Here is a 2,271-nt window from a genome sequence, read left to right on the forward strand (position 1 = left end):
TGTCGGCAGCGGCCTAATGTGAGGCCAGTCTGAGCGGCTCAATCGTGGGCCATCGTGCGTTCTCGTTTGTCGTGTCAGTTGGTGTCGTTGCCGGTCTGGATGCGGCCGAGTTCGCCGCGGCCGCGCATGCGGTAGGACTCGCCTTTGAGGGAGTGGACCTCGGCGTGGTGGACGAGTCGGTCGATCATGGCGGCAGCGACGGTCTCGTCGCCGAAGGTCTCGCCCCAGCGGCCGAAGGGCTTGTTCGAGGTGACGATCACGCTGGCCCTCTCGTATCTGTTCGAGACGAGCTGGAAGAACAGGTTCGCCGCCTCCGGCTCGAACGGTATGTAGCCGACCTCGTCGATCACGATCAGTGGATAGCGGCCGAGCTTGACGAGTTCGTCCTGGAGCCGGCCGGTGTGGTGGGCGGCTGCCAGGCGGTCGACCCATTGGGAGGCGGTGGCGAACGCGACGCGGTGGCCGGCCTGGCAGGCTCTGACGGCCAGGCCGGTGGCGAGGTGGGTCTTGCCGGTGCCGGGCGGTCCGAGGAAGACGATGTTCTCCTTGCCGGTGATGAAGTCCAGTGTGCCAAGGTGAGCGAGCTGTTGGCGGGTCATGCCCCGCAGGTGGGCGGTGTCGATCTCCTCGATGGTCTTGACCGCGGGAAACCGGGCGGCGCGGATGCGTTGCTCGCCGCCGTGGGACTCGCGGGCGGCGACCTCGCGCTGCAGACAGGCGGCCAGATACTCCTGGTGGGTCCAGGACTCGGTGCGGGCTCGCCCGGCCAGGCGTTCGGCGGCGTCCAGCAGAGCGGGAGCTTTCATCGCGCGGGCGAGGAAGGCCAGGTCGGCGGCGGTCTGCCTGCCGGTCGGGGCCGCCCGGCCGTCGGCCGTCCTGGCGGTGGATGCGGTGGTGGGGGTCATCAGGTGTCCTTTCCGGCGCCGCCCTCGATGAGGGTGAAGATGCGGTCGTAGGAGCCCAGCGCGCGCTGTTCGACCTCGATGCCCAGGTCGTCCTTGGCCAAAGCCGTGGAGAGCGCGGTGGTGGTGCGGGCGGGTGGCCGGGCCTGGTCGCGCAGTCGTCGTGCCGCGGCGGCGTGCTCGGGGTCGGTGATGGTCTGGTGTCGGGCCCAGCAGCGGTCGTGGCGAGCGACCACGTCATTGCCGCAGGTCACGACGATGCTCTCGGTGTCCGTCCGGACGGTGATCCGGTGCCCGATCGCGCGGGGGTGGACGGAGTAGTCGCAGGTGTCGACGCGGATGTAGTGGTCGCGGCCGAGCCGGATGGTGCGCGGCCACCAGTTCGGCGGGGCGACCGGTGGCAGGGCGAGCATCGCCGATCGGTCCGCGTCCCAGCGGTCCATGGGGTGGGCGTCGATGCTGCGGTGCCGGCGCCGGTTGGCGACCTGCAGCCAGGCGGTGAGCTGGCCGTTGAAGTCGTCCGGGCCGGTGAAGACACGACCGGGCAGGAAGCTGGTCTCCAGATAGCCGTTCGCCCGCTCGACCAGGCCTTTCGCCTCGGGGTCACGGGGCCGGCAGAAGTGGATCCGGATCGCAAGCAGGCCGGCGAGTGCCGCGAACTCGGTCGTGGGCCTGCCCCTGCCGACACCGGCCTCGTTGTCCCAGACCAGTGTCCTGGGAACCGCCTGCCAGCCGGACAGCAGCTGCCAGTGCCCGTCGATCAGATCGGCGGTGGTCCGGGACGGCAGCATTCTCGCGGTGATCATCCGCGAGTAGCCCGACACCATCACCAGCACCGGCGGGCGCCCCGTCTGCCCATAGCCGAGCGGGATGTCCACCGCCGGGAACCACAGATCACACTGAGCCAGTTCACCCGGCTGATAGACCGTCCGGGAGACCGGGTCGACCGGCAGAAAAGCCGGCCGCAATTCCCTCACCCGTTCACGCAGGATCGTCAGCCCACGCTCCCAGCCGATCCGCTCCGCGATCACCGTGACCGGCATCGTCGGAGTCTGCTTCAACAACTCCCGGATCGCGGGCTCGACCGCGTCCACCGCCGAGCCCTTCGGCGCCCGCCGGTACTGCGGTGGCCGATCCGAGGCCAACGCCCGCAACACCGTTCCCCGGGAAATCCCCAGCTCACGGGCCACCGCCCGGGCGGACAACCCCTCGCTCCGATGCAACCTACGGATCTCAGCCCAGTCCTCCACGCGGATCACCCTCGCTTCCTCCTGACTCCAGCACCGCTGAAGCCAGGATGATCACGAGACCGCCGACCGGCCCGCTTTTGATCCGCTGACCGTGGCCCTCATTTCAACCGTCGCCGACA

General features: G+C 69.4%; 2 protein-coding genes. Both read right to left on the reverse strand.

The window, feature by feature from the left end:
• Positions 1-74: 74 nt before the first annotated feature.
• Positions 75-905 (reverse strand): IS21-like element helper ATPase IstB, encoded by an 831-nt coding sequence (gene istB / locus ACRWND_RS30610; RefSeq protein WP_431955202.1) that lies wholly within the window; start codon positions 903-905, stop codon positions 75-77.
• On the reverse strand, positions 905-2,161 hold the full coding sequence (gene istA, locus ACRWND_RS30615) for an IS21 family transposase (RefSeq protein WP_431955203.1): 1,257 nt from the start codon (positions 2,159-2,161) through the stop codon (positions 905-907). The genes istB and istA overlap by 1 nt, the downstream gene beginning before the upstream one ends.
• Positions 2,162-2,271 lie beyond the last annotated feature (110 nt).

Origin of the sequence: Actinacidiphila sp. bgisy167, assembly GCF_965342175.1 — a bacterium.
In the GTDB taxonomy this organism is placed as follows: domain Bacteria; phylum Actinomycetota; class Actinomycetes; order Streptomycetales; family Streptomycetaceae; genus Actinacidiphila.